The organism is Methylobacterium sp. Leaf469, from assembly GCF_001424745.1.
In the GTDB taxonomy this organism is placed as follows: domain Bacteria; phylum Pseudomonadota; class Alphaproteobacteria; order Rhizobiales; family Beijerinckiaceae; genus Methylobacterium.
Genome location: NZ_LMRE01000033.1, coordinates 1 through 4,346, shown reverse-complemented (window position 1 = coordinate 4,346; position 4,346 = coordinate 1). Strand labels below are relative to the sequence as shown.

Here is a 4,346-nt window from a genome sequence, read left to right as displayed (position 1 = left end):
CGGCGTCGTCCTGGCCAGCGGTGGCCGTCAGGTCCGCGACACCGAGTTCGCCGTCGTCCGCGCCGGCCTGAACTACAAGTTCGGCTCGTACTAGGACCTGCGGGACCTTTAGGTTCGGCCTGAGCGTCCCCAGCCCCGATCACCTGGCCGCTTGCGTCGAGGCGACACCCCGAGGAGAAATCCTCGGGGTGTCGCTGTTTGGGGGCTGTCCTTTGGAAGGGTGGATAACACCAGCACGGTCTGGTGCCGTGGTATCCATGTAGCATCGCGGGCCCGTCCTGCCTGTTACACGGAATGGATCCTCAGGATCGCGCCCGTGCCTCGAATTCCAAACCTCATTGCGGGCCTGTGCCTGTCGGGCTGCGCGATTGCCGGCTTGTTCGTCCTAGCCGACGGCTCTGTTCGGACGCAGCTCGAGGTGGCGATGCTCGCCTCGCACGTCCCATTGAGCGAAGCGATGCCCTCCAGCGGATCTACGCGTACCCGCTCCGGCTCCCTGGACAGGCGCCGCCTTGCTGCGACCATCGCGGGGATCACGCAGACCGGCCTCGACTAGCCTCTGCCCGTTTGGGGTAAGGAGGTGTCGGAGTATAACCTATGTTCTTCGCCCCAGCCCGACCGCGATGAACCGATGCCCATTCTCACCGATCGCCAGCGCATCGAGCTCGCGATCCCGGCCTATCTGCTCTACGCCCTGGCCGCCGCACCCGGTACCTTCACGCCGGCCGACCCGGCCCTGGCAGCGAAAGCCAAGGCCGACATCGAGGCTCTATGCACCAACCTGCGTACCGCCTGCCTGGAGCCCCTCGCCGATCTGGTTCCGAAGAAGCGTGACGCCATCGTGCGGCGGCTCCAGAGGGTCTCCTCGGAGGTGGTCGCGGATTGGCGTACGCAGCCGGCACTCAGCCTGACCCTCACGCTGTGGTACTTCCTGAAGGACCTCACTGACCGCGAGGTTCTGATCCTATGGGAGGGTTCGGCGATGGAACGGGCGACGCGGCAGCTGCTGCCGATGTTCGCGTACGGGTTCGATGAGGAGCAAGGCGACGGACGCGCTCAGCTCCAGGCGGGTGAACTGCTCATGCGTCTCCAGGCCGATGGGTGGTATCGCTGAGCCATGCCGAAAGAGATCAGCCCGGATGACCAGCTGACGGCCTCACGCCTCGTCGCCCTCCGCAAAGCCCGCGGTATGACCCAGTCGAGGGTGGCCGGCGTCCTCGGGGTAACATTCCAGCAGATTCAGAAGTACGAGCGCGGCCTCAACCGTATCGGGCCCGACCGCCTGTCGAAGCTCGCGGCCCTGCTTGAGGTGCCGATCTCGGCCTTCTTCGATGAGCTGGCGGGCGAGCACGATCCCGGCTTCGGGCTGTCGACGCTGCTGGCCCCGGAGGGCGCAACGGATCTGGTACGCGCCTATGCGGGGATTGCGAACCCGGACAACCAACGTGAAGCCTTGGCCCTGGTTCGTTCGCTCACCCGCATTCGCTGACAGATTGGACCGACGCTGTTTTGCCGAGCCGCGACCTTCGCGATCGACAGCCACTTCGAGGCCGTCATCGTTCAGCCGCGGGGTGAACCGAAGATCCAATCCGAGGTGAGGCAAACGGCGGCTCTGCGGCCACCTTCGGCTTGATCCTGCTACCAGACCGATCCAGCCGGTTGAACGATCAAACTAGACAACTCGTGCGGGAAGCGGCGATAAAGATTGGCTGCCGCGGGGTAGGCTGAAAGCATACGGGCGAGCTCACGGCATCGATCGGCAAGACGTGTTCGGCTTCCCTTGCTGCCACGCTCGGCTTCGCAAGGTACCACTGGCGCGTCGAGGCCCGACTTCTGGGGTGTGAACGCCTCGGGTCTGTCATCGCCGCCGCTGGAATGCGCTGAAATCGTACGGGGAGGCGAGGATGGCCAAGAACATCGTGATCTTCTCGGACGGCACGGGCCAGAGCGGCGGCCTGCTGCCCGACGAGAACCGCAGCAACGTCTACAAACTGTTCCGGGCCGCCCGGGTCTGCCCGGACACTACGATCGATCCGGCCGAGCAGGTGGCGTTCTACGATGTCGGCCTCGGCTCCAAGGCCGCCGGCAGCAACATCAAGATCGGCTGGTGGCGCCGCCTGTACAACATCCTCGGTTCTGCGACGGGCCTGGGCATCACCCAGAACATCATCGACTGTTACGCGGCCATCCTGCGGGTCTGGGAGCCGGGGGACCGGATCTATCTCATCGGATTCAGTCGGGGAGCCTACACGGTGCGCTGTGTCGGGGCGGCCCTGGCCTTGTGTGGCGTGCCGACTCAGGCCGGGCCGGGCAGACCGCTGCGCCGCGATCCGGCCTCCGCGAACGCGATTGCGAAGGAGGCCATCAAGCACGTCTATCAGTTCGGCGCTTCGAAGAAGGACGATCCGCTCAAGCACGTACGCCTGGAGTTGGCGGCCCGGTTCCGGAAGGACCATGCATCGGTGGCGCCGACAGATCCGGCCCTGTCGAACGCCTATCCCTACTTCGTCGGCGTTTGGGATACCGTCGCCGCCGTCGGGCTGACGACGAAACGCGCGCTCGGCCTCCTCACTGGAATCGTCGTGGTTTTCGGAGTGCTCGCGCTCCTCGTGGACCTGGTGCTGAGCTGGTTCGGCGTGGCCTTCGGGACCGCGTTCTTCTGGCGCTCATTCGCGTGGATCTGTGCCGCGGGCGCGGTCGTCGGCGCGATCGCCTACGTGCGCACCTACGTGAAGTTCACCACCAAGAGCAACCTGCCCTGGTACAAGACCCTGCACGTCACCGGCTGGCAGATGGAGTTCTACGACACCTCCCTCAACGAGCACGTTCAGCACGCCCGGCATGCCCTCGCGATCGATGAGAACCGCAAGGATTTCGACAAGGTGGCTTGGACCACCGGTCCGAAGGCTGCCCCTCAGGAGGCCACGACGACCCAGAAGGTCGGTGGCGACTACACCCAGCTCATCCAGCTGTGGTTCGCCGGGGTGCATTCGGACATCGGCGGCAGTTATCCCGAGAACGAGGCCCGTCTGTCCGATATCGCCCTGGCGTGGATGATCGACGAGGCGGCCGGGCTGCCCGAACCGATGAAAATCGACCGGTCCGTCCTGCATCTGTGGCCCGACGCCGAAGGCCCCCAGCACGACGAGCGCAAGAACACCGTGGCTGGCTGGCCGGGCTGGTTCGTGCGGTTGCTGACCCTGACGGGGATCTGGAAACGCGAGGAGCTGGGGTGGGTGCCATGGGTGAGGACCGTTCCGCGGAACGCGCCGCTGCATCCGACCGTGCTGCAGCGGTTCCAGGTGCCAGCGCCCGGCGTGCTGCACTACGACGTGACCCAGCCATACCGGCCGGAGGGGCTGCGCAACCACATCCAGACGCATCAGCACTACCCGTAGCCGCCAACGACCGCCCTGACCCGGCTACATCCGGTTTTAGCTCACCGTGACCACGTACGCTTCATCGAAAGCCGGATTGGAAAATCCCGACCCCGCCGGATTGCACAAGATGCGGGTTCCCCCCGGCCGGATCAGGTCGAGGCTGTGATGGACATGCCCGTGCAGCCACACGCTGACTTGGCCGCAATCGGTCAGGGCGGACAGGTCCGAAGCCGAGTTGCCTGCGTTCCAGGTTCCGCGCTGGCTCGGATGGATGCAGTCCGGATGCGGAGCATGGTGGGTGACCACGACGAGAGGCAGGGCGCCGTTATCGGTTGCGATCTGCGCACCGAGACCAGCCCGGGCGCGGCGGTGCAGAGCCGCGGCGTCTCCCAGTGTGAGAAGGTGATGTCCCCCCGTTTCGTCATGTGCGACGTCGATGGATTCGCCCGTCGGTGTTCGGAGGTCGAGGTGGCCAGCGAGGCGGTAGTCGCTCCACAGGGTAGTGCCGACGAAGCGGCATCCGGCGATGCTGACGCTCGCCCCGTCGAGGAGGGTGATGCCGGCCCGATCGGCCAGGATATGCGCGAGGATCAGGGTCTCATCCACGACCCCGTTCCAGTGCTCGTGGTTGCCCATGACGAAGACGACGGGCTTGTCCCCGGCGAGCCGGCGCAGGACAGCAAAGGCACGGCCGGGATCGCCCTGCCAGACATCGCCAGCCACCACCAGCACGTCGAAGGCAGGCGGTTCGGGCCAGAAGTGGTCCGGATACGGCAGGGCTTCGAGATGGAGGTCGGAGAAGATCCAGAGCTTGGCCAAGGCGGCTCCTATGCGGCAGTGGGCGACGCGATCATGTCCCCCCTACCCTTAGGGCCTGTCGTCGCCTGAACAGATTGGCTGGGCTTGCGTTTTCGTCTCTCTGATGGAGGAGGGACGATGCTGAGCAACGCGCAATGGGCTGATCTG

General features: G+C 65.5%; 4 protein-coding genes and 1 pseudogene. 4 read left to right on the top strand and 1 reads right to left on the bottom strand.

Annotated elements, in window-relative coordinates; all coding sequences use genetic code 11:
• The 4 genes and pseudogenes from ASG60_RS23525 to ASG60_RS14105 form a co-directional block, all read left to right on the top strand.
• Nucleotides 1-94, top strand: a pseudogene (locus ASG60_RS23525) (porin family protein); the annotation flags it as partial.
• Between the two features lie 537 nt (nucleotides 95-631).
• A complete protein-coding gene (locus ASG60_RS14115) occupies nucleotides 632-1,114 on the top strand; it encodes a hypothetical protein (protein ID WP_056386265.1) in 483 nt (160 codons plus the stop codon).
• 3 nt (nucleotides 1,115-1,117) lie between these two features.
• A complete protein-coding gene (locus ASG60_RS14110; protein WP_056386263.1) occupies nucleotides 1,118-1,489 on the top strand; it encodes a helix-turn-helix transcriptional regulator in 372 nt (123 codons plus the stop codon).
• A gap of 415 nt (nucleotides 1,490-1,904) precedes the next feature.
• Nucleotides 1,905-3,398, top strand: coding sequence for a DUF2235 domain-containing protein (locus ASG60_RS14105; RefSeq protein WP_056386261.1), 1,494 nt, complete (start codon nucleotides 1,905-1,907; stop codon nucleotides 3,396-3,398).
• A gap of 36 nt (nucleotides 3,399-3,434) precedes the next feature.
• Here the strand turns inward: ASG60_RS14105 and ASG60_RS14100 are convergent, their stop codons facing one another.
• Nucleotides 3,435-4,199: a metallophosphoesterase gene (locus tag ASG60_RS14100; protein ID WP_056386259.1), complete on the bottom strand. Its 765-nt coding sequence runs from the start codon at nucleotides 4,197-4,199 to the stop codon at nucleotides 3,435-3,437.
• Nucleotides 4,200-4,346: the final 147 nt, after the last annotated feature.

Coding starts and splice junctions, on each gene's coding strand:
- ASG60_RS14115 (WP_056386265.1), top strand. CDS start 632: ATGCCCATTCTCACCGATCGCCAGCGCATCGAGCTCGCGATCCCGGCC.
- ASG60_RS14110 (WP_056386263.1), top strand. CDS start 1,118: ATGCCGAAAGAGATCAGCCCGGATGACCAGCTGACGGCCTCACGCCTC.
- ASG60_RS14105 (WP_056386261.1), top strand. CDS start 1,905: ATGGCCAAGAACATCGTGATCTTCTCGGACGGCACGGGCCAGAGCGGC.